Origin of the sequence: Rhizobium sp. CC-YZS058, assembly GCF_034720595.1 — a bacterium.
Classification (GTDB): domain Bacteria; phylum Pseudomonadota; class Alphaproteobacteria; order Rhizobiales; family Rhizobiaceae; genus Ferranicluibacter.
Window position 1 is genome coordinate 4,051,404 of record NZ_JAYESJ010000001.1, and the last position, 22,019, is coordinate 4,073,422.

A 22,019-nucleotide genomic window follows, 5' to 3' on the forward strand; every position below is an offset into this window, starting at 1 on the left:
CCATTGGGATGCGCTGGTTATCCGAGAGGTAAGCGAGATGCAGTCTTTTCCGCAGGATTTGTTGGACGGCTATGAGAAGTTCATGAGCGGCCGCTATGCGGAGGACGAAAAGCGATATCGTGCTCTGGCAGAAACCGGACAGAAGCCCCAGACGCTCATCATTGCCTGTTGCGACTCCCGTGCCGCGCCGGAAACGATCTTCGGTGCCGGCCCGGGCGAGCTTTTCGTGGTTCGCAACGTCGCCAATCTCGTTCCGCCCTACGAGCCGGATGGCAACTATCATTCCACGTCGGCGGCTTTGGAATTCGCGGTTCAGGCCCTGCAGGTCAAGAACATCGTCGTCATGGGCCATGGCCGCTGCGGTGGCATCAAGGCCGCACTGGACCAGGATGCCGAGCCGCTGTCGCCCGGGGATTTCATCGGCAAGTGGATGAATTTGCTCAAGCCTGCTGCAGCCCAGATCGGCAGCAACAGCATTCTGACGGCAGGCGAACGGCAGCGCGCGCTGGAGCGGATCTCCATCCGCAACTCGATCCTCAATCTCCGCAGCTTCCCGAACATTCGGGCGCGGGAAGAGGAGGGCGACCTGTCCCTGCATGGCGCTTGGTTCGATATCTCGACCGGCGAGCTGTGGGTCATGAACCCTGACAGTGGCGATTTCACCCGCCCTGGCCGGTAAGGCTGCCAACGCTTACCAAAGAAAAAGCCCTGCTTGCGACGCGCGAGCAGGGCTTTTTTACGCATTCTCAGCGGCTTGATCAGCCGCCGTCGATCTCGGCAGCGATCTGGGCGATCGCCTGCTGGTAGACGCTCGCAGCGTTCCAGCCCTGGATGGCGCCGAAGTTCGCCTCACCCGGCTGATAGCCGCCACCCGGCCGCCAGCCATGGCCGCGCAGGAAGTTTGCGGTCGAGGCCAAGGCATCGGCCTTGGAGCGAACCATGTCGATATGGCCGTTGCCATCGCCATCGACACCATATTTCAGCACGTTGGCGGGCAGGAACTGCGTCTGGCCGATCTCGCCATGCGCCGCGCCGCGGGCATCCGGGCTCAGATCGCCGCGCTGAACGAGAGTAAGGGCCGCATAGAGCTGGTCGGTAAAGTAATCGGAGCGGCGGCAGTCGAAGGCGAGCGTCGAGACGGCGGAGAGCGTGTGCTCCTTGCCCATGAACCCGCCGAAACCGGTCTCCATGCCCCAGATGGCGATCAGCGGGCCAGCCGGCACACCGTAGCGGCTTTCGATGGAATTGAAGAGTGCCGCATTCTGCGCCTTCATGCGCTTGCCGCGCGAGATGATCGCCGCGCCGCCGCGCTTGTCCATGAACTGCGAAAGGGAGAGCTTGAAGCTCTTCTGGCCGCGATCGGCGCGGATGGTGGCTTTGTTGTAGCTGACATTGGCAAAGGCACGGTCAAGCGTTGCCGGGCTGATACGGCCTGCGGCCTGCTGCTTGAACTCCTGGACCCAGTTGTCGAAGCCCGCAGCCGTGTTGCCACAGCTTGCCGCCGAAGCCGCAGCCGGCGCGAAGGCAGCGGCTGCCGCCGTCATCAGGCCTGCCCAGACAGCCGACCGAACCCGTGTGATTTTCCGCATCAAAAACCCCGTTGCCTGCAAGTGCCGCCTCTGTCCATCAGAGTGCCGGCGTCGTGTTTGTCGTCGACCTCGAAGATGGAGCTTCGGGTCACCAAAGAAAGCCCCGCCGTTCCGGTTCGGATCGACGGAGCCTGAAAACCATCATCCTGATCCTTGGCGATCAGGCAGCGCGTTGCTTGGCCTTGATCAAACCGCGGCTGACCAGAAGCTCGGCGATCTGGATCGCATTCAGCGCCGCGCCCTTGCGAAGGTTATCCGAGACAACCCACATATTGAGGCCGTTTTCGACGGTTGCATCCTCACGAATGCGTGAGATGTAGGTTGCGTCTTCGCCAGCACTTTCATACGGGGTCACGTAGCCACCGTTCTCGTGCTTGTCGACCACCAGGCAGCCTGGCGCTTCGCGCAGGATGTCGCGCGCCTGGTCGGCCGTGATCTCGTTTTCGAACTCGATGTTGACCGATTCCGAATGGCCGATGAAGACCGGGACGCGCACCGCGGTGCAGGTCACCTTGATCTTCGGGTCGAGCATCTTCTTGGTTTCGGCCAGAACCTTCCACTCTTCCTTCGTGTAGCCGTCCTCCATGAACACATCGATATGGGGGATGACGTTGAAGGCGATGCGCTTGGTGAACTTCTTGCTCTCGATCGGATCGGCAACGAAGACGGCGCGGGTCTGGTTGAACAGCTCGTCCATGCCTTCCTTGCCGGCGCCGGACACCGACTGATAGGTGGAAACGACGACGCGCTTGATCTTGGCTGCATCGTGAAGCGGCTTGAGGGCCACGACGAGCTGGGCGGTCGAGCAGTTCGGATTGGCGATGATGTTGCGCTTGGTGAAGCCGGTCACCGCATCGGGATTGACCTCCGGCACGATCAGCGGAACGTCGGCGTCGTAGCGCCAGGCGGAGGAATTGTCGATCACGACGCAGCCCTGCGCGCCGATCTTCGGCGAGTACTTCAGCGACACGGCGCCGCCGGCCGACATCAGGCAGATATCCGTGTCGGAGAAATCATAGTTCTCGAGGTTCTTCACCTTCAGCGTCTTGTCGCCGAAGGAGACTTCGGTTCCCTGCGAGCGGGCGGAGGCGAGCGCCACGACCTCATCGGCCGGAAAGCCGCGTTCGGAAAGGATGTTGAGCATTTCGCGCCCGACATTGCCGGTCGCGCCTGCCACAGCGATCTTGAAACCCATTGTCTTGCTCTCTTTCTCTTCTCTCCGCGGGATCAGGGAGAAACCCGTGGCATCTGCCGCGCGGGCTTCGCGTCCCCGGCCGTGCCGGGGAGAGAGCGGTTGGCCAGAGACGTCAGACGGTTTTCGTCGTCGTTTTGGCCGTGGATGTGAAACGTCCGGACATGGCTTGCGCCGCCCCTGCCTGAGCAGGTTCGTTCGCGCAGTCGATCATCGAGCCGATCCGGTGCATTGCGTGTCCCTTTGACGCTGCTGCTCTTAGGCGTTTCTAGGCGCGTGTCAAGACGAAGGACGAGCGGAGAGCTGGCAGGCTCGGCTCTGGAGCGGAAAATTCAAGAACGGGTGCTCCGCGTAAGTAGAACTCGACTTTCGTCGTACGACCATTCGTGGGCTTGGCACCGACCCGGTCTCAACTAGTCTGCCGCGTTGAGGTGGAGGAATTGTGTCTTGGGAGATCGGTCATGCCGTCAGGGAGCGGCTCGACCGTGAGGGGCACGCAAGAGCCGCGCGGCGACGCCGGCCAACACGGAGGAGCATTCATGGCAATAGCAGAGGTGAACGCTGGGGATCGCTCGCGTCCCATGACGGCGGAGGAGCGGAAGGTCATCATGGCCTCGTCCGCCGGGACCATTTTCGAATGGTACGATTTCTATCTCTATGGCTCGCTGGCCGCGATCATCGGCGCGCAGTTCTTTACAGCCTTTCCCGAGGCGACGCGCAACGTCTTCGCGCTTCTGGCTTTCGCTGCCGGCTTCATCGTGCGCCCGTTCGGCGCCCTGGTGTTCGGTGCGCTGGGCGATATCGTCGGGCGCAAATACACCTTCCTGATGACCATTCTCATCATGGGCCTCTCGACCTTCTTCGTCGGGCTGCTGCCGTCCTACAGCAGCTGGGGCGCCGCGGCGCCGGTGATCCTGATCGCGCTGCGCATGTTGCAGGGCCTGGCGCTTGGAGGTGAATATGGCGGTGCCGCGGTCTATGTGGCCGAGCACGCGCCGGCCAACCAGCGCGGCTACTTCACCGCCTTCATCCAGACCACCGCGACGCTCGGCCTGCTTCTGTCGCTGATCGTCATTCTTGCGGTCCAAGGCTATGTCAACGGCAACTGGGAGCCGACGCCCGTCCTCGATGCGGCCGGCGCTGCGGTGATGAACCCGGATGGCACGGCGAAGATGATCAAGGCTTTCGACCTGTGGGGCTGGCGGATCCCGTTCCTGGGCTCCATCGTGCTGCTGCTGATCTCGCTCTATATCCGCATGCAGATGCATGAATCCCCAGCCTTCAAGAAGATGAAGGAGGAGGGGGCTGCCTCCAAGGCGCCGCTGCGCGAAGCCTTCGGCACCTGGAAGAACGGCAAGTTTGCCCTGATCGCCTTGTTCGGCCTCGTCGCAGGCCAAGCCGTCGTCTGGTATTCGGGCCAGTTCTACGCGCTGTTCTTCATCCAGAACGTCGTCAAGGTCGACAGTTTCACGGCGAACGTCCTGGTTGCCTGGTCGCTGATCCTCGGAACAGGCGGGTTCCTGTTCTTCGGCGCCCTGTCGGACCGCATCGGCCGCAAGCCGATTATCCTCGCCGGTTGCCTGATCGCCGCCCTGACCTACCACTTCGTCTTTCCGCTCCTGACGCAGATGGCGAACCCGGCGCTCTATGCGGCCCAGCAGACGCCGGTCACCGTCACCACCGCGCCGGAGGACTGCTCGTTCCAGTTCAACCCGACCGGGACGGCGAAGTTCACCTCGTCCTGTGACATCGCCAAGGCAACGCTGGCCCGAAGCTCGGTCAACTACACTACGGTCGAAGATCCGGCAGCCACCGTTGCCCAGGTGAAGATCGGCGACACCGTCATTCCGGCCTATGATGCCGGTGCGCTGACGGGCGACGATCTGAAAACGACGACGGCGGCCTTTACCAAGAGTGTCAACGACGCGCTGACGGCCGCCGGCTACCCGATCTCGGCGGATGCCAACACCACGGTGGTGAGGGCGCAGAGCTTCTTCGACATCTTCACCGGCCAGAAGATCGCGGTCATCCTGATCCTGACCTATCTCATCCTGCTGGTCACGATGGTCTATGGCCCGATCGCTGCCATGCTGGTCGAGATGTTCCCGACGCGCATCCGCTATTCCGGCCTGTCGCTGCCCTACCACATCGGCAATGGCTGGTTCGGCGGTCTGATGCCGGCAACGGCCTTCGCCATCTCGGCGCAGACCGGCAATGTCTATGGTGGCCTCTGGTACCCGATCGTCATCGCTGCCGCCACGGTGGTCATCGGCGTTCTCTTCGTGCCTGGCAACACGCACAAGAAGGACATCTTCGCCGACGACAGGCGCTAGAACCAGCATCGGTCGGCTGCACGGCCGGCCTCGGCATCGCGCTTGCGAATGCCCCACCGTCATGGACGCCGCATCGAAGGGTGCGGCGTCCTTTTCGTTCCTGGATAGAGAGCTGAGGAAGGGCTTGAATTCTTATCGGCGAACGCGTTCCCAAACCGACCAAAGGCCGAGGATACAGGCGAGAATGATCGCATTCGAGAGCAGGCCCCACCCGATCGCGAGCCACCGGGCCTGATTGTCGGCCAACGCGCTCGCGCCTGTCGTCAGCGGCAGAAGCACCGCGACGAACACGATGCCGAGCGCCAGGGGCGTGAGCAGTCCCATTGCCGCCCGCGTTCGCAGCGCTGTCAGAAACAAAAACAGGATCAGGCCGATGCGAAAGGGATCGGAGAGCTGAGAGGCGAGAAGATCCATGACATCAGCTCCTTACACCGCATGAGGCGCCATGGTTCCACACCCGGCAGACAAGGGCAAGCGCTGGCAGTGCCGGTCCGATGTGCGCTATTTCGGTTCGGGAGGAACCGGCTGGCCCTGCGCGGTCGATTTCGGCCGCGGCCAACCCTTTTCATCCAACCGGAACAGCCAGTTTCGGCGGGCGAAGAAGAAAGCGGTCATGATCGCGGTCCAGAGCCCGGTCAGGAGCCCGGCCGCGACGTCGCTTGGATAATGCGCACCCACGATGACGCGCGTGACCCCGATGGTCAGCGCCCCAAGCGCAAAGACGATGCGCAGACGTGGCACCAGCATGGCAAAAGCGCCGAAAAAGGAGCCGACGGCGGCCGAATGACCGGATGGGAAGCTCTGGAACAGCCAGTCGCTGGCAAAAGGCTGCAGCGCATAGGCACCATAGTCGGCAAAGACTTCCGGCCGACCGCGGCCGATGAAGAACTTGATCGTATGCACGAGCGCGCTGGCACTGCCGATCGTCACCAGGAAGTACAAGGCGAGCCGTCGTCCCGTGCGCAGCTTCTGCACCGTGTTCTCCGCCTTCACGGTCCGGGTTGCGATAAAGGCGAGGATCACCAGCGTGCCGGATCCGTAGATCATCCAGGCAAAGGTCCCGAAATCGGTGATGCGCTGGTTGAAGAGAACGATCGGCTCGGGAAGCGCCTGCGCACGCTGAGAGATCAGCGGATCGAACGGCACCAGGGCCAGAACCAGAAGCACGGTGGCGACGAGGATGTAGACAGTGGAGGAAAGCGGGCGGTTCATCTCAGGTCCTTCTTCATCCGCCTCATGTGTCGATCCTCCCGCTCTTTTCAACAGCCGATCATGACAAACGGCGCGCCTTTCTGCCGAAAAGACGCGCCGTTGTGTGTCGGGCGGCCGTGTCTCAGGCCGAGAGAGCCTTGAAGGCGGAGAGGATCGCATCGCCCATCTCGGTCGTGCCGACCTGCCGGGCGCCCGGCGCCATGATGTCGCCGGTGCGGATGCCCTGGTCGAGCACGTCGGCGATCGCCTTTTCCAGCCGATCCGCATCCTCGACGAGGTTGAAGGAGTAGCGCAGGCACATGGCGAAGGACGCGATCATGGCGATCGGATTGGCGATGCCCCGCCCGGCAATATCCGGCGCCGAACCATGGACCGGCTCGTAGAGCGCCTTGCGCTTGCCGGTGACCGCATCAGGCGCGCCGAGCGAGGCGGAGGGCAGCATGCCGAGCGATCCGGTCAGCATGGCGGCAACGTCGGACAGCATGTCACCGAACAAATTGTCGGTGACGATGACGTCGAACTGCTTCGGCTGGCGTACAAGCTGCATGCCGCCGGCATCGGCCAGCATATGGTCGAGCTGCACATCCGAATAGCGGGCCTTGTGCGTTTCGGTCACCACCTGGTTCCAGAGCACGCCCGACTTCATCACGTTGCGCTTTTCCATGGAGCAGACGCGGTTCTGTCTCGTGCGGGCAAGTTCGAAGGCGACGCCGGCAATGCGGTCGATCTCGTAGGTATCGTAGACCTGGGTATCGATGCCGCGCTTCTGGCCGTTGCCAAGGTCGATGATCTCCTTCGGCTCGCCGAAATAGACCCCACCCGTGAGCTCGCGCACGATGAGGATATCGAGGCCCTCGACAAGCTCCGGCTTCAGCGAAGAGGCATCGGCCAGCGCCGGATAGCAGATCGCCGGGCGAAGATTGGCGAAGAGCTGCATGTCCTTGCGCAGCCGCAGGAGACCGGCTTCCGGCCGGACGTCATAAGGGACCGCGTCCCACTTCGGCCCGCCGACGGCGCCGAACAGCACGGCATCGGCAGCCATCGCCTTGGCCATATCCGCGTCCGAAATGGCTGCGCCATGCGCATCATAGGCCGAGCCGCCGACGAGGCCTTCATCGACCGTGAAACCGGTACCCTTGGCTTCGTTCATATAGGCGATGATCTTGCGGACCTCGGCCATGGCTTCAGGGCCAATGCCGTCACCCGGCAAAAGGAAAAGCGTGCGGACGGTCATAGGGGAAGCCTCCAGGTCGAGTGAGCGGAAAACGGGCGGTGCCCGCCAAATGTGACCGGCGTTCTAGCGCATGGTCAGCCGCAGGAAAATCCGTGATGTCGAGAATTTCAGACCGCACCAAGCTGTTTCGCGCGAAACAGCGTTCAGGGTGCGGCGCTGCGATGCTCCCCTCCTGGGGCGGTGCGTACCGCCCGACCGAAGGAGTGTCTGATGCGACCGATCCTGCCTCTCTGCCTTCTGGCTGCGTTCACCCTATCGCTGGCCTGCACCTCGGAGGCCGCGCCGGTGCTGAAGGTCGTGCAAACCGGCAACGCCGCTGGCGGCGGATGATCAAGGTTTGGCCCGGGCCGGCCGGGTGAGCCCGCGCAGCCAATCGAGGTACCAGGCATAGGCGAAATGCAGGCCGATGCCGGCCAGGACGAAGAGCGTACCCAAGATGGCATTCTTGCCGGTCACGAACAGGAGGACCTGGCCGATCATGGCAAGGATCGTTCCGAAGATGAAGACGGGCAGCGAGTGGCGACCGATCATGACCAGCGGATGATCGAGACGCAGCCGGCTCCAGCGGGAGAAGACGGGAATAACCGCCAGCAGATAGCCGAGCGCCAGGACATGCAGCAGGCGAGGGGTGGAGAGGAAGGTCTTGTCGAAGCCGGTGAGAACCGCCGGCAAACCCAGCGAGAAGTCGATGCTCCACCAGGAAAACAACACCCACAGGCTGGAAAGGCCGAGATAGAAGGCGCAAAGCCCGACGAGCAGCGGATGGCGGGGCAGGGGATGACCCGCGCGCGACCGCATCATCGCCACCAGCCCGATGACGAAGAGAAACTGCCAGGACCATGGGTTCAAGAACCAGTAGCCCTGGTCGAGCGCGTTGAGCGGCACGATCTGGAACAGGCCGGCCAGCAACCAGAGCGTGGCGGAAACAGCCAGCACCAGCCAAGGGCTCATCGCCCTCAGCAACAACAGTCCGGGCAGGATGAGCAGCACCACGGCATACATGGAGAGGATGTTGTTGTAGCCGAGCTGATGACCGAGCAGCACCATCGCCACCACGCCCTGCTCCGTATTGTCGATCAGCGGCTTGATGTTGATTTCGCTGATCAGATCCTGCCGGCCGAAATACAGCGCGCCGCCGGCGAAGATGGCGAGCGTCATGATGCTGGTCATGATATGGGCCGTGTAGAGCGTGAACGCCCGCCGCCAGATGCGCACGCTCACCGCCAGTCGATGGCCGCGGACGAACTTTGCGCCATAGGCAAGCCCGGCAGAGAGGCCGGAGATCAGCACGAAGGCCTCGGCCGAGTCCGAAAAGCCGAAGTTCTTCGAGGTCAGATATTCAAGATATTGGCCCGGCACGTGGTTGATGAAGATCATCAGCAGGCACAGGGCGCGATAGACATCGAGGCGCGTATCGCGATCGCCGGAGGCGGCCGGTACGGTCCCGATCACGGTGGTGCTTGCGGTGGGTGTCGCCGTGCGCAGTCTCTGCAGCATCAGGAAAGTCTCGTCCGGGTTATGGCGCCCCCGCCCTGCAACCCCGTCCTGACTTGTCACAGTCGAGAGCGCGGCCGCGCCGGTGGGGCGCGGCCGCGTTCGTCTCAGTCTTGTTCGTCTTGGTCTTGTTTGTCTTGGTCTTGGGCACCAAGCAAAGTGCCATCATGCGCGTTTTTTATGACAGTTTGATCAACGCGGCTTACGATTTCCCCGTTTTCCCGCGTCACTGTCACCGCATGGGTCGCGCCGCCGATCGTCAGGCGGGCTGTGAAGCCGGTCCAGTCGGAGGGGAGGGCCGGATCGACGATCAGACGATCGCCTTCGCGACGCAGCCCGAGGATGCCCTCGACCGCGACGCGATAGAGCCAGGCGGCCGAGCCGGTATACCAGGTCCAGCCGCCACGGCCGGTCAAGGCGCCCTCGCCATACACGTCGGCGGCGACGACATAGGGCTCGACCCGATAGAGATCGGCCTCGTCGCGGGTGAGCGCATGGGTGACCGGGTTCAGCATCTGGAAGGCTTTCCAGGCATCGTCGGAACGCTTGAGCTTCGCGAGCGCCAGCACGACCCAGGTGGCGGCGTGGGTATATTGCCCGCCATTCTCGCGCACACCGGGCGGATAGGCCTTGATGTATCCGGGATCCTGTTCGGTGCCGGAGAGGGGCGGGGTGAAGAGACGGATGATCCGATGCTCCTCATCCGCCAGCCGCGCCATCACCGCATCCATCGCCTGCGAGGCGCGGGCTGGATCGCCCTCGCCCGAGAGCACGCTCCAGGACTGCGCGATCGAATCGATCCGGCATTCCTCGCTCGCGTCCGAACCGAGCGGGGTACCATCGTCATAGGTGCCACGACGATAGTGCCCGCCATCCCAGCCCGCCGTTTCGAGCGCCTGTTTCAGGCTTTCGAGATGGCCGGACCAGCGCTCGGCGCGGGCCTGGTCACCGCGTTCCTGGGCAATTGGCAGGAAGCTGCGCAGCGTGGTGGCGAGGAACCAGCCGAGCCAGACGCTCGTGCCCTTGCCCTCGATCCCGACGCGATTCATCCCGTCGTTCCAGTCGCCGCCGAGGATCAGGGGCAGGCCGTTCTCCCCGGTGCGCTTGATCGCGAGATCGAGCGCGCGGGCGCAGTGCTCATAGAGGCTGGCCTTGGTCTCGGACGGTTTCGGCTGGAAGAAGCTGTCATGCTGGCCGGGCTCGAGGGCCGCGCCCTCGATGAAGGCGATCTCCTCGTTGAGGATGGCGCGATCGCCGCTGACCGTGCAGTAATGCGCGGTCGCATGGCCAAGCCAGACCACATCGTCGGAGATCAGCGTGCGAACGCCGGCGCCGGTGTTGGGCAGCCACCAATGCAGCACGTCGCCCTCCGCGAACTGCCGTGCGGCAGCATTGAGGATTTGCGCACGCGCCAGCTCCGGCCGGTGCAGGATGAAGGCCAGCGTATCCTGCAGCTGGTCGCGGAAGCCGAAGGCGCCGCTGGCCTGGTAGAAGGCGGAGCGGGCGAGAATCCGGCACCCGAGGCTCTGATAGGGTAGCCAGCGGTTGATGAGGTTGTTGAAGGCTTTGTCCGGTGTCTCGACTTGGAGGACGCCGGTGAAGGCGTCCCAGTAGCGAGCATTCTCGTCCAGCACGGTCGAGAACGGAATGCCGCGCGCGGCTTCCAGATGCTCGATCGCTTGGGCACGGCTGTCACCATCGCCCATATAGAGCAGAATTTCACGGCTTTCGCCTGGCTTCAGCGTCACGTCGAGCGAGAGGGCGGCGCAGGGGTCGCCATCCACATCCGTTCCGCCGGAGAGCGTCGCGCCCTCCAGGACGGACTGCGGTGCATAGATGCTCCCCGTCTTGCCCAGGAATTCACGCCTGTTGCCGGTGTGGCTGGTCGGCGTGTCGCTGAGCGCCAGATAGGCGGTCCGCCCGGCATAGTCCACGCTGTAGGGATTGGTGGCCGACATCATGCCGGCTTCCGCATCGAACTGCGTGACGACGAAGGGAGCAGTGCGGGCGCGGTTGTTGCCCAGCACCCATTCGGCATAGGCATAGAGCCGCAGCCGCCGCGTCTCGTTGGCATCATTGCGCAGCGTCAGGCGGCTGTAGCGCACTGGCAGGCTGCGGTGCACGGTCTGCACCACTTCGATCGCCAGCCCGTCCTGAACGCTCAAGAAGGTCGAGACGCCCTGGCTGTGGCGAGTTTCGAATGCGACGTCCGTGCGCCTGGACAGGGCGCCATAGGGCGTCAGGACCGCGCCGCTCGTTAGATCCTTGATGAAGATCGCCTCGCCCGGCCGGTTCGAAACCGGATCGTTGGTCCAGCTGGTCAGCTGATAGTCGCGCGAATTGCGGCTCCAGGTGAAGGCGGCACCTTCGGCGGCCACATGGAAGCCGAAGATATCGTTGGAGATGACGTTGATCCACGGATGCGGCGTGGCTTCGCCGCCGCGCAGGCGGGTCACATAGTCCCGGCCGTCGGTCGAGAAGCCGCCATAGCCGTTCCAGAAGTCCAGCCCCTCGCCGGAGATCTCGGCCGGCTCTACCGAGAGCGCCGTCGGCGCAGCGATCAGCGGCACGATCGACTGCGGCTTGTCCTTCTTCAGCTCCGGCGACGCGTAGAGCGATTCTGCACGGGCGATCTGGTCGGAGATCTTGCCGTTGCGGGCGTGGAAGACCGCGCGCGAGGCGGACAGCAGCGCCGCCCAGGTGGCCGGCTCCATGATGTCGCGGCGGACGGCGAAGATATGCGGCCGGGCGCCATCGCTCTGGCTGCGCAGACGCAGGTTCTCGCACATCGAGTCGATGGCGTGCTGCATGTCCTGCGCATAGGTCGAGCCGCGCTCGTTGACGATGACGAGATCGGCCAACACGCCGCGCGCCCGCATATATTCCTGCGCCCGCAGCCCTTCGCGCACGATCGCAAGATCGGCGTCGTCATTGATGCGGACGGTGAAGATCGGGAAGTCGCCCGAGATCGACAGCGGCCAGAGGGCGGATTGCGGCCCAAGCCCGGCGCGTACCGTGGCGCTGTCGGCCCGAAGTTGCATGTCGGGATAGACGAGATAGCGACCGAGCAGCTGGAAGCTGGCGGCTTCCTGCGAGGTGACGCCGACATGGCGCATCTGTACCTGGCTGCGGGTCCAGGCATGGATCAGCTCGTGGGTAAAGCTGTCCGGGTGGCGATAGCGCTCGACTGCGCGGTCGATCTCCTCGCGGTTCGGCGCGGCGATGGTCCAGAAGATGACGCTCACCTTCTTGCCGGCCGGCACGCGAACCGTGCGGCGCAGCGCCATCACCGGATCCAGCGTAAATCCGTCCGTTCCCGACAGCGTCACGTCGCCGTCGAAGGCGCGGGCCTCTGCCAGTGTCCGGCCTTCGCCGATGAAGCGGCGACGGTCGGTCTCGGCCTCGGTCGGCCGATCGGTGCCGGCATTGTCGGCAATCAGATGCGCGACCTGCATATCCGGCTCGGAAGGCGTGCGCTTGTTTCGCGTCACGCGGATCACGTCGCCCTTCGGATCGATTTCCGTCTTCAGGAACATCTTGGCAAAGAGCGGATGCGCATTGTCGGTGTCATCGGTGGTCAGCACCGGCTCGGCATAGGAGGTCACCTCGATGAAGCGATCCTCGGCGCCGGTGTTGACGATCGTCAGGCGACGTCCTTCCGCATCGTGCTCGGTGGCCACGATGCATTCGACCTCGGTCGAGATATCGCCGACGACCTTCATGAATTCGGCCTTGTCGTCGCCGAAGCGGACGGTCGCCTTCTCGCCTTCCGCACGCCGGGGTTCGGCCGTCGCCGACCACCAGTCGCCGCTTGCCGTGTCCTTGAGAAAGATGAAGGTGCCGGTGCGGTCTTCGACCGGGTCAGGCTTCCAGCGCACGACGGTCTGGCCGTTCCAGCGCGAATAGCCGGAGCCGACGGCCGTCAGCATCAGCGCGTAATGACCGTTCGACAGGAAGACGGCCTCGCGCTCCTTGGCGATCGGGTTCTTGATCGTGCGAACTTCCGGACGCAGAAGATCTTCCTGACCCTTGCCGAGCGCTTCCGGCTCGCGCTTGGTGTTCATGATCGGAATGTCACGCGGCGCTTTCTCCTGGAGCAGGAGTTCGGCGGCTTCGATCACCGGATCAGCGTGGAACCACTCGCGCAGCTGCCCATTGAAAACCACGTTGGCGACCGCTGCGATCGACATGCCATGGTGGTGCGCATAGTAGTTGCGCACCACGGCGCAGGTCTTGCCTTCGGGCACGCGCGTCGGCGTGAAATCCACCGCATCGTGATAGCCATAGACGCCCAGCGCACCGACGGCACGAAGACGCTCGAGGTTCGACAGCGCGGCTTCCGGCTCGTACATGCTGGCGAGGATCGATGCATAGGGCGCTATGACGGCATTCTGGCCGAGGCCGCGCTTCAGACCCAGCGTCGGTACGCCGAAATTCGTATACTGATAGGTCAGTTCATGGTCGCGGGCGTTGAAGGCTGCTTCCGAAATGCCCCACGGCGTGCCGAGACGGCGGCCATGGTTCATCTGTTCGCGTACGATCAGATTGTTGGTCTGGTTGAGAATGCCGCCCTGGCGCTCCTGCATGACCAGCGGGGGCATCAGATATTCGAACATCGAGCCGGACCAGGAGATCAGCGCGCCCCGCGCCCCGATCGGCACCACCGGACGGCCGAGCTTGTACCAGTGCTCGGTCGGCAGGTCGCCCTTGGCGATGGCGAACAGGCTCGTCAGGCGGGCTTCGGAGGCGAGAAGGTCGTAGCAGGATTCATCGAGCTCGCCGCTGTTGACGCGGAAGCCGATGGACAGCAGCCGCCGCTCGGGCCGGAACAGGAAGGAGAAGTCCATCGAGAAGGCGAGATCGCGTGTGCGGTCGCGCAGGACGATCAGCCGGTCGCGCATCGCGTCGATCGCGCTCAGGTCGAAGACGCTGTCGGCAATATGGGCTTCGCAGGTGTTGACCAGCAGGCGCGCCCACTTGATCACGTCCTTGGTTTCCTTGCTCTGCACCTCGTGATCCAGATTGAGCGTCAGCTTCTCGATATCGCGGGCAAGAACCGAAAGGTTGATGACCCGGATGGACGCGAATTCGTGCTCGCGCTTGACTGCTTCCAGCGCATTGCGGAAGCCGATCAGCCGTTCTTCCACGCGACGACGCAGGGGGCGCACCGTCTTGCGGTCGTCGGGAAGCTCGGCCAGCACCTCGGAGAGGATGGCCGCGACATCGCCGATCCCGTCCAGATTGCCCTGGACATGCGCCGAAGGCGCCTCCGCCCATTCGCGGCACATGGAGGACACGGCGATCAGATGGCCGGCGAGATTGCCGCTGTCGACGGCGGAGACATATTTGGGCTCCATCGTCTCCAGCCGGTCGGTCGTGTACCAGTTGAAGAGGTGGCCGCGATACTTCGGCAGGCGGTCGATGGTGGCCACCGTTTCCTCCAGCCGGCGGATCGTCTCCTCGAAGCCGATCCAGCCGAAGGAGCGCGCGGACATGGCGGAGAGCAGGTAGACGCCGATATTGGTGGGCGAGGTGCGGGCAGCAAGAACGGGGTGCGGCGTTTCCTGGAAATTGTCCGGCGGCAGGAAGTTCTGCTCGGGCGTGACGAAATCCTCGAAATAGCGCCAGGTGCGCCGGGCGATCTTGCGGAACTCCGCCTTCACGTCTTCGGAGACCACCAGCTGGTCTTCCGTCTCGGCGGACTGGCTGACGAGCCAGGCAATGGCCGGCGAGAGGATCCAGAGCAGCGCGAAGGGAATGCCGATGAAGGGCAGGCCGGTGGCGGAGACGGCAGCGATGCCGACGGCGATGATCGCCAGGACCGGGGCGATCCACATGGTCCGGTAATAATCGAGTACGGTGCCGTGGCCGGCGCTCTGCACCGATGCGGCGGTGCGCCATTCGAGCATCAGCTTGCGGCTGACGAAGGTGCGGTAGAGCGCACGCGCAATGGCGTCGGCCATCATGCCGGCGGAATGGGCAATGAAGACGATGCGCAGCGCGACCTGGGCATTGGCCGAGCGGATTTCGTCCAGCACGGCGTGGAAATGGGCGCGGGCGACGATGTCGTTGCGGCGCGGCATCAGGCTCGAAAGCAGCGAAAGGGTCGGCGCCACGAAGAGCGAGAAGATCAGCACCACCTGCCAGATGAGCGCCGCGGTCGGCTCCATCACGTACCAGCCGAGCACGGAGGCGCCGAGCCAGGCGACCGGGATCAGCGACCGGCGCAGGTTGTCGTACATCTTCCAGCGGCCGAGCATGGACAGCCCGTTGCCGGCGTTGAAGATATAAGGCAGCAGCTGCCAGTCACCGCGCGTCCAGCGATGCTGGCGCGACACTTCGACCTCGTAGCGGATCGGGAAATCCTCGACCAGCTCGACATCGGTCACCAACGCGCAGCGGGCGAGCGAGGCTTCCAGAAGGTCGTGGCTGAGGATGGCGTTCTCCTCGATCTTGCCCTTGATCGCTGCCTCGAAGGCGTCGACATGGTAGAGACCCTTGCCCGTGAAGGTGCCCTCGCCCGCGAGGTCCTGGTAGACGTCGGAGACGGTGAAGACATAGGGGTCGATGCCGCGATTGGCCGAGAAGATGCGCTGGAAGGCGGACGCCTCGCTGCCGGTGGTGAGCGAGGGCGTGACGCGCGGCTGCAGGATCGAATAGCCCGAGGTGACCTTCTGGGTCTTCGGATCGACGATCGGACGGTTGATCGGGTGGTAGAGCTTGCCGACGAGCTTGGTCACCGCATCGCGCATCAAGCGCGTGTCGGAATCAAGCGTCATCACATATTGCACGCCGTCCGGCACCTTGTCCGTACCGGCGATGAAGGTCGTGTCGCGGTCACCGCGCAGCAGAAGGTTGAGCTCGTGCAGCTTGCCACGCTTGCGCTCCCAGCCCATCCATGCGCCTTCGCTCTCGTTCCACAGGCGGCGGCGATGCAGCAGGAAGAAGCGCGTGCGGCCATCATGGGCATAGCGCTTCACCAGTTCGGCGATCTCGCCCTTGGCATAGTCGAGCACGTCGAGATCGGCGGCCGTCTCTTCCGTCGGGCTGTCGGCCCAGTCGCTGACGAGCGCGAAATAGATTTCGCCCTTCGGGTTGGCGAGATAGTGGACCTCCAGATTGCGGACGAGTTCGTCCACATGGTCGCGCTTGGAGATCATGCAGGGCACGACGACCAGCGTACGGGCCTCGGCCGGAATACCCTTCAGAAATTCATAGCCGACCAGGCGTGAGGGCGTGACGAAGAAGGTGACGACGGTGTTGAAGAGACCAGCCGCGCCTTCGGAGGCCGGCAGGGCGAAGAGCAGCAGGAGCAGCAGCTTGGCACCGGCCGGGATCGCCATCGGGCTGATGAAGGCATAGACGAGGATCATCGCCAGAACGGTGAGCGCGATGTTCGGCCCGGCGATCGCCAGCCATTCGAGGCTGCGGGCGAAGCGAACGATGCGCTGCAGCACGGTCGGCGTGTAGCCGATCGACTGTTCGAATTCGATCTTGCGGTTGCCGACCAGATAGTCGCCGACATTCGGCGCCATGACCGGTTGTCCGGTTTCCTCCTCGATCACCGACGCATCCGCCCGGGCCCGGGCCAGAGCGCGCTCGGTCACTTCGAGTTCGGTCAGGCCGGACCGCTTGGCCAGCTGTTCGATCGTGGTGCGGTATTTGTTGCGCGAGCCGAAATCGAGCGACATGTAGTCGGAGCCGTCACGCATGGCGGCATCGAGCTTGCTGACGCTTTCGAACCAGACCGCCCAGTCATTGTCGTCGATCTCGCGCAGCGACCGCACGATGTTGCTCATCGTCGCATTGCCGGAGGAAAGGCGGTTCTGCTCGGCAAACAGTGCGGATTCGATATCGCTGCCGCGCTTCTCCAGCTGTTCTTCCAGCCAGGCGATGACGACGCGGCCGCTCTGCGAGCCGTCGCGCAGGCGGTACAGAAGTTGGGCGACGAAGGTATTGTCGGCCGTCTGCGCCTCGTAGTCCTTGAGCAGCGTCTGCGCCTTGTCCGGATCGCTCAGCCGCACGATCTGGTCGGCGACATCATTGGCCTTGTGGCGCATGGCGCGCGACCGCTCGACGCGCATCGCCACACGGCGCAGATTCTCGATCAGGATGAAGCGGATGATGGAGGGAAGCGCCCAGAGCTCGCCGATCTTGAAGGTGCCGCCTTCGTGGAAGCCTTCGACCATCGCCGTCAGGCTTTCGCGCGAAACGGTGCTGTGCGTATGTGCGACATAAAGCCAGGCAAGCGCCATGGTGCGCGGGATGGTCGTGCCCGCCACATCGATCGTCGGCAGCTGGCGATAGAACTTGCGCGGAAAATCGCGCCGCACTTCCTGGATCGCTTCTTCGATCACATGGTGGTTGTCGAGCAGCCATTCGGCGGCCGGCGTGATCTGTGCGCCCTGCTCCACATCGGCCGCGGTGATCTTGTAGATCCTGAAGATCTCGGTTTCATTTTCCCGATGCCGCTGGCGAAACTCGAAGGGAAAGAAGGCCGGCAAGCTGTCCGCGCCGTTGCGGGCCAGATGCTCGCCACAGGCGCGCAACTCCTCGATCGACATATAGGTCGAGCGGATCGCGTCGTTGTAATCGAGAGCGGCGGGCTGGGCGTCGCGCGGCGCGGTGGCGGGAGTGGCGTGCTGGAGCATGGAGCGGGTTCTGGATCCAAAGCGGTGTTTCAAGGAGCGGCCGAAGCCGGGTCAGGCCGAAGCCTGGGTGTTCGTCAAGTTTGGCAGGACTATGCCGGACTGCAGGACATCACGCGCGGCCGGGTCGAACGCATAGGGCTCGGCAAAAACGGTAAGCGGTGCGCGAGGGCCGATCGACAGGCTGGGTCATGGCGTGGGGGTGAGACGTGAAGACGGCATTTTTTAGCCTTTGCGCGCATCGCTTTCAAGCTGGGGAGGCGACAGCGGCGCGCCCAAGTGACCGGAAGACAAGCGGTTTGCAGCGCCGGGCATGCCGCTTTTCCTGTACCGAACGGCCGTTCATGCCCCATCATCGCCGCCCGCGCACAGTTCAACCCCGCGTTAACGCCGCGTCGCTGTAAAAGTTCCCGCTGTTTCAAGCGGAGTAGGGGCGTGTTCATGCCGGTGGGTTCGAAATTTGCGACATGATCCACGCACGGAAGGCAAGGCCCGCCTGGTTCTCCAGCTTCCCGTCCGGAATGACCAGGTAATAATTGTTTTCCGTCTGGATCGGCAGGTCGAAGACCACGCGCAAGGCGCCGGTGCCGAGTTCGGGCTCGATCAGGTAGCGCGGCAGGAGCGCGAAGCCGAGGCCGGCAATCGCGCCCTCGATGACCATCGAAAACTGATCGAACCGGGTGCCGCGATAGGCGCCCTCGATCGGTGCATGCGTGGCCTCGAACCATTCCGCCCAGAGCTTCGGCCGAGTCGCAAGATGCAGCAGGGGGGCACCGGCGAGCTCACCCGGCTGCGTCGCAGGGAAGCGCTCGAGCAGGGCAGGGCTTGCGACGGGCACAGTCACCTCGCTGCACAGATAGTGGCAGGCCGCATGGGCCCAGACCGGCTGGCCGTAATGGATCGCAAGGTCGAACATCTCCTCGCCGAAATCGAAGGGCCGCGAGCGTGAGGCGATGTTGAGGACCGTATCGGGATGGCGGGACAGGAAATCGGCGAGCCGCGGCGTCAGCCAGCGGCTGCCGAAGGTCGGCAATGTCGCAATCGACAGCGCATTGTCGGAGCGTGCGGCGCCCATGGCCCGCACCATCAACTCCTCCGACTGCGCCAGCAGCCGGCGCACCTCCGGCAGGAACCGCTGCCCCGCATCGGAAAGCACCACCCGCTGGCGGACGCGCTCGAACAGGAGCACGCCCAGCTGGCTTTCGAGATCCTTGATCTGCCGGCTCACCGCGCTCTGGGTCAGGTTCAGCTCTGCGCCCGCCTGGGTGAAGCTGCCGTGGCGCGCCGCGCATTCGAAGGCCTGCAGCGTCGCAATGTCCGGGATCAGCCGTCGCGTCAACCTCATTCCGCCCTCGCATGACCATAGTCAGAACGGTCGCAATCCATTCGCATTTCGGATAGATATGATCCGGATTGAGAATGATCGACCCATCCGATCCATATCGCGAGGCTTGCCGTCATGAAAGAGAAGACCGTCGTTTCGAGCGACGATATCCGCTCGGCCTTTTCCGCCGCCATGTCCGCCATGTACCGCAGCGAAGTGCCGGCTTACGGCACGCTGATGGACCTCGTGGCCGAGGTCAATGCCGAGGCGCTGGCGAAGGACCCAGATCTCGCGGCGCGTCTTGCGGAGACGGATCAGCTGTCGCGCATTTCCGACGAGCGACACGGGGCAATCCGCCTCGGCCTCCCCTCCGAGCTCGCCATGATGCGGCGCGTTTTCGCCGTCATGGGCATGATGCCGGTCGGCTACTACGATTTGAGCACTGCCGGCGTCCCGGTTCATTCCACGGCCTTCCGGCCCGTCGGCGCCGCGGCGCTGAGCGGCAATCCCTTCCGTGTCTTCACCTCGCTGCTGCGGCTCGACCTAATCGAGGACACGGCGCTACGGGCCGAGGCGGAGCGCATTCTGTCCGAACGCCAGATCTTCACGCCCGAAGCCATCGCACTGACAGAGAGGGCCGAGGCCGAAGGCGGCCTGTCTGCCGAAGAGGCGACGCGCTTCGTCGAAGCGGTGCTGGAAACCTTCCGCTGGCATGACAAGGCCATCGTCAGCCCAGAGATGTATCGCCGTCTGCACGACACGCACCGGCTGATCGCCGATGTCGTCTCCTTCAAGGGGCCGCATATCAATCACCTCACCCCGCGCACGCTCGATATCGATGCCGTCCAGGCACGGATGCCGGCGCGCGGCATCGAGCCGAAGGCCGTGATCGAGGGACCGCCGACCCGCGCCTGCCCGATCCTCCTTCGCCAGACCTCGTTCAAGGCGCTGGACGAGCCGGTCTCCTTCCAGGGCACGGACGGCACCTGGCAGCCGGGATCGCACACGGCCCGGTTCGGGGAAATCGAGCAGCGCGGCATCGCCCTGACCCCCAAGGGCCGCGCGCTCTATGACCGGCTGCTTGAGGAGTCCCGCAAGATCGTGCGTCCCGCCGCCGATGGGTCGAATGCGCGTGCCTATGAGGCCGCCCTTGCCAGTGCTTTTGCAACCTTCCCGGACAGCTGGGAGGAGATTCGCGCCGAAGGGCTCGGCTATTTCCGCTACAGCCCGACCGAGTTGGGCCGAGGCGCCGATCTTTCGACCGGCAGCGTCGATGCGCTGCTTGCCGAGGGTCTGATCCAGGCCGATCCGATCGTCTACGAGGACTTTCTCCCCGTCAGCGCCGCCGGCATCTTCCAGTCGAACCTCGGCGATGCCGCGGCGCAGGATTTCACCGCGAGCCCCAGCCAGAAGCGCTTCGAAACCGATCTCGGGCAGAGCGTTCTCGACGAATTCGATCACTATGCCGCCATCGAGGCCGCCTCGCTCGAGGCCTGCCGCTCCGGTGCGGCCCATGCCGAGGCCGCTGAGTGAGCCGAGACGTCCATCTTGCCGCCTTGCGCGGTCTGCTCGGAGAGGGCGACGTCCTCACCGAGCCCTCTGCCATGGCAGCCTATGTCACCGGAGCGCGCTACGATGCGGGCCAGGCGATGGCAGTTCTCCGTCCGCGCTCGACCGCGGAGGTATCCGCAGCCGTCGCCTATTGCGTGACGAACGGTCTCGCGCTGGTGCCTCAGTCGGGCAATACCGGCCTCGTCTCCGGCTCGACGCCGGATATGAGCGGCGAAGCCATCGTGCTCAGCCTCGACCGGATGGCAAAGCAGTTCGCGCTGGATGCCGACAATCGCTCGGTCCGGCTCGATGCCGGCTTCACGCTTTCGGAGGTCAACCGGCGGCTGGAGGCCGAGGGGCTGTTCTTCCCGATCGATCTCGGCGCGGATCCGAGGATCGGCGGCATGATTGCCACCAACACCGGCGGCTCGCGCTTCCTGAAATACGGTGATGTGCGGCAAAACGTGCTCGGCCTGACCGTGGTACTGGCCGATGCGGAGGGCTCGGTTCTGACCCTCGGATCGCCGCTGCGCAAGAACAACACCGGCATCGACTGGAAGCAGATCTTCATCGGCACCTCCGGTGTCTTCGGCATCGTCACCGAGTGCATCCTCAACCTGGAGCGACTGCCGCAGCAAAGTGCGGCTGCCTATCTGGTGCCGTCCAGCGCCGATGCGGTCATGCCGCTGCTGCGGATGATGGAGGAGCGGCTGGGCGACATGCTCTCCGCCTTCGAAGGCATGTCCGCGCCCGCCATCCGCGCGGCGCTTGCCCATGTTCCGGCGCTCCGCAACCCGTTCCAGGGCGGTCATGTTCCGGATTACGTCATTCTTGCCGAACTGAGCCGAACCTCCGCCCCGCGCGAGGGGGAGGAGAGCCTTGAAACGGTAATGGAGGCCGTGCTGGGCGCGATCTTCGAGGACGAGGCAGCGCTGCTTGCCGATGCCTTCGTCGGCCCGCCGCAGGAAATGTGGGCGCTGCGCCATGCTTTGTCGGAAGGCGTCAAGCATTCCGGCCGGCTGATCGCCTTCGACGTCGCCTTTGCCCGCGGCGACATCATGCGCTTCTGCACGCGCATGAAGGAGGAGATGCCTTCGCGCTTCCCGCAGGTGACCATCTGCGATTTCGGCCATATCGGCGATGGTGGCGTGCACCTGAACCTGGTCGTTCCGCCGGAGAGTGACGGCCTGGCGGACGGGTCGCTCGAAAAGGCGCTGCGCGATTGGGTCTATGCCGTGACGGTCGAGGAATTCGGCGGCAGTTTCAGCGCCGAACACGCGATCGGCCGCAAGAACCAGCATTATTACGATCTCTACACGCCGGCCCGGCTGAAGACGCTCGCGGCCGGGCTGAAACCGATCCTCTCGCCCGGTGCGCTCGGCACCGTGCGCTTCGGCTGAGAGCCCACCGATCAACGCAGGGCGGGTTTGGCGGGCAGTCTG

At 64.1% G+C, this 22,019-nt stretch carries 12 protein-coding genes; 4 read left to right on the plus strand and 8 right to left on the minus strand.

Going from position 1 to position 22,019, the window contains the following annotated elements; all coding sequences use genetic code 11:
- The first annotated feature begins 37 nt into the window (after positions 1 to 37).
- Positions 38 to 679, plus strand: coding sequence for a carbonic anhydrase (locus U8330_RS19290; RefSeq protein ID WP_323106873.1), 642 nt, complete (start codon positions 38 to 40; stop codon positions 677 to 679).
- 79 nt (positions 680 to 758) lie between these two features.
- On the opposite strand, the gene U8330_RS19295 is transcribed toward U8330_RS19290, so the two are convergent.
- Positions 759 to 1,580: a lytic murein transglycosylase gene (locus tag U8330_RS19295; RefSeq protein ID WP_416236942.1), complete on the minus strand. Its 822-nt coding sequence runs from the start codon at positions 1,578 to 1,580 to the stop codon at positions 759 to 761.
- 169 nt (positions 1,581 to 1,749) lie between these two features.
- Positions 1,750 to 2,784, minus strand: coding sequence for an aspartate-semialdehyde dehydrogenase (locus U8330_RS19300; protein WP_323106874.1), 1,035 nt, complete (start codon positions 2,782 to 2,784; stop codon positions 1,750 to 1,752).
- Positions 2,785 to 3,362: 578 nt separating this feature from the next.
- On the opposite strand from U8330_RS19300, the gene U8330_RS19305 reads away from it, so the two are divergent.
- On the plus strand, positions 3,363 to 5,114 hold the full coding sequence (locus tag U8330_RS19305; protein ID WP_323107372.1) for an MFS transporter: 1,752 nt from the start codon (positions 3,363 to 3,365) through the stop codon (positions 5,112 to 5,114).
- A gap of 132 nt (positions 5,115 to 5,246) precedes the next feature.
- Here the strand turns inward: U8330_RS19305 and U8330_RS19310 are convergent, their stop codons facing one another.
- The 6 genes from U8330_RS19310 to U8330_RS19335 all read right to left on the minus strand — a co-directional run bounded on the left by U8330_RS19310 (position 5,247) and on the right by U8330_RS19335 (position 19,047).
- Entirely contained in the window at positions 5,247 to 5,528 is a 282-nt protein-coding gene (locus tag U8330_RS19310; RefSeq protein ID WP_323106875.1) for a hypothetical protein, read from the minus strand.
- Positions 5,529 to 5,615: 87 nt separating this feature from the next.
- Positions 5,616 to 6,326: a phosphatase PAP2 family protein gene (locus U8330_RS19315; RefSeq protein WP_323106876.1), complete on the minus strand. Its 711-nt coding sequence runs from the start codon at positions 6,324 to 6,326 to the stop codon at positions 5,616 to 5,618.
- Positions 6,327 to 6,447: 121 nt separating this feature from the next.
- Complete coding sequence (gene leuB, locus U8330_RS19320) at positions 6,448 to 7,560, minus strand: 3-isopropylmalate dehydrogenase (RefSeq protein ID WP_323106877.1); 1,113 nt, start codon at positions 7,558 to 7,560, stop codon at positions 6,448 to 6,450.
- Positions 7,561 to 7,890: 330 nt separating this feature from the next.
- Positions 7,891 to 9,057, minus strand: coding sequence for an OpgC family protein (locus U8330_RS19325; protein WP_323106878.1), 1,167 nt, complete (start codon positions 9,055 to 9,057; stop codon positions 7,891 to 7,893).
- Between the two features lie 104 nt (positions 9,058 to 9,161).
- Complete coding sequence (locus U8330_RS19330) at positions 9,162 to 17,705, minus strand: GH36-type glycosyl hydrolase domain-containing protein (protein ID WP_323106879.1); 8,544 nt, start codon at positions 17,703 to 17,705, stop codon at positions 9,162 to 9,164.
- Positions 17,706 to 18,141: 436 nt separating this feature from the next.
- The gene (locus U8330_RS19335) at positions 18,142 to 19,047 is read right to left on the minus strand and encodes a LysR family transcriptional regulator (RefSeq protein WP_323106881.1); all 906 of its coding nucleotides are present in this window, start codon (positions 19,045 to 19,047) and stop codon (positions 18,142 to 18,144) included.
- Between the two features lie 114 nt (positions 19,048 to 19,161).
- On the opposite strand from U8330_RS19335, the gene U8330_RS19340 reads away from it, so the two are divergent.
- On the plus strand, positions 19,162 to 20,559 hold the full coding sequence (locus U8330_RS19340; protein WP_323106882.1) for a VOC family protein: 1,398 nt from the start codon (positions 19,162 to 19,164) through the stop codon (positions 20,557 to 20,559).
- A complete protein-coding gene (locus tag U8330_RS19345; protein ID WP_323106883.1) occupies positions 20,556 to 21,977 on the plus strand; it encodes an FAD-binding oxidoreductase in 1,422 nt (473 codons plus the stop codon). Before U8330_RS19340 ends, U8330_RS19345 begins: the two co-directional genes overlap by 4 nt.
- Positions 21,978 to 22,019: the final 42 nt, after the last annotated feature.

Excerpts from the sequence above, each read along its gene's own strand:
- U8330_RS19290 (WP_323106873.1), top strand. The coding sequence starts at position 38 with ATGCAGTCTTTTCCGCAGGATTTGTTGGACGGCTATGAGAAGTTCATG.
- U8330_RS19300 (WP_323106874.1), bottom strand. The coding sequence starts at position 2,784 with ATGGGTTTCAAGATCGCTGTGGCAGGCGCGACCGGCAATGTCGGGCGC.
- U8330_RS19305 (WP_323107372.1), top strand. The coding sequence starts at position 3,363 with ATGACGGCGGAGGAGCGGAAGGTCATCATGGCCTCGTCCGCCGGGACC.
- U8330_RS19310 (WP_323106875.1), bottom strand. The coding sequence starts at position 5,528 with ATGGATCTTCTCGCCTCTCAGCTCTCCGATCCCTTTCGCATCGGCCTG.
- U8330_RS19315 (WP_323106876.1), bottom strand. The coding sequence starts at position 6,326 with ATGAACCGCCCGCTTTCCTCCACTGTCTACATCCTCGTCGCCACCGTG.
- leuB (WP_323106877.1), bottom strand. The coding sequence starts at position 7,560 with ATGACCGTCCGCACGCTTTTCCTTTTGCCGGGTGACGGCATTGGCCCT.
- U8330_RS19325 (WP_323106878.1), bottom strand. The coding sequence starts at position 9,057 with ATGCTGCAGAGACTGCGCACGGCGACACCCACCGCAAGCACCACCGTG.
- U8330_RS19330 (WP_323106879.1), bottom strand. The coding sequence starts at position 17,705 with ATGCTCCAGCACGCCACTCCCGCCACCGCGCCGCGCGACGCCCAGCCC.
- U8330_RS19335 (WP_323106881.1), bottom strand. The coding sequence starts at position 19,047 with ATGAGGTTGACGCGACGGCTGATCCCGGACATTGCGACGCTGCAGGCC.
- U8330_RS19340 (WP_323106882.1), top strand. The coding sequence starts at position 19,162 with ATGAAAGAGAAGACCGTCGTTTCGAGCGACGATATCCGCTCGGCCTTT.